We start from the raw sequence: 1,031 nt of genomic DNA, 5'->3' as shown, positions 1-1,031 counted from the left end.
ATGGCTAAGGGCAAGTTTGAACGTACGAAGCCGCACGTGAACGTAGGCACGATTGGCCACGTTGACCATGGCAAGACGACGCTGACGGCTGCGATCACGACGATTCTGTCGAAGAAATTCGGCGGCGAGGCGAAAGCCTACGACCAGATCGATGCGGCGCCGGAAGAGAAGGCGCGTGGTATCACGATCAACACGGCACACGTTGAGTACGAGACGGAAACCCGTCACTACGCCCACGTGGATTGCCCGGGTCACGCTGACTACGTCAAGAACATGATTACCGGTGCGGCGCAGATGGACGGCGCGATTCTGGTGTGCTCGGCCGCTGACGGCCCGATGCCGCAGACGCGTGAGCACATCCTGCTGGCTCGCCAGGTGGGTGTTCCGTACATCATCGTGTTCCTGAACAAGTGCGACATGGTCGACGACGAAGAGCTGCTTGAGCTCGTCGAGATGGAAGTTCGCGAGCTGCTCTCGAAGTACGACTTCCCGGGCGACGACATTCCCATCATCAAGGGTTCGGCGCTGAAAGCCCTCGAGGGTGACCAGTCCGCCATTGGCGAGCCGGCCATTTTCGAACTGGCTGCTGCGCTGGACAGCTACATCCCGACCCCGGAGCGTGCTGTTGATAAGCCGTTCCTGCTGCCGATCGAAGACGTTTTCTCGATCTCGGGTCGCGGTACCGTGGTGACGGGTCGTGTCGAGCGTGGCATCGTGAAAGTCGGCGAAGAAATCGAGATCGTCGGCATCAAGGCCACCCAGAAGACCACCTGCACGGGCGTTGAGATGTTCCGCAAGCTGCTCGACCAAGGTCAGGCTGGCGACAACGTCGGCGTGCTGCTGCGCGGCACCAAGCGTGAAGAAGTCGAGCGTGGTCAGGTGCTGTGCAAGCCGGGTTCCATCACCCCGCACACGCACTTCACGGGCGAGATCTATGTTCTGAGCAAAGACGAAGGTGGTCGTCACACCCCGTTCTTCGCGAACTACCGTCCGCAGTTCTACTTCCGTACGACGGACGTGACCGGTTCGAT

General features: G+C 60.2%; 1 protein-coding gene. It reads left to right on the top strand.

Annotation, left to right across the window (positions count from 1 at the left end; translation table 11 throughout):
- Positions 1 to 1,031 (top strand): elongation factor Tu (gene tuf / locus AC6H0W_RS14685; RefSeq protein ID WP_497577934.1); only part of this gene is annotated, 1,031 nt, incomplete at its 3' end.

The sequence above is a fragment of the Pseudazoarcus sp. NS20 genome, from assembly GCF_059703745.1.
Note: the sequence above shows the minus strand (reverse complement) of the source record. Positions and strands in the feature narration are given on the sequence as shown.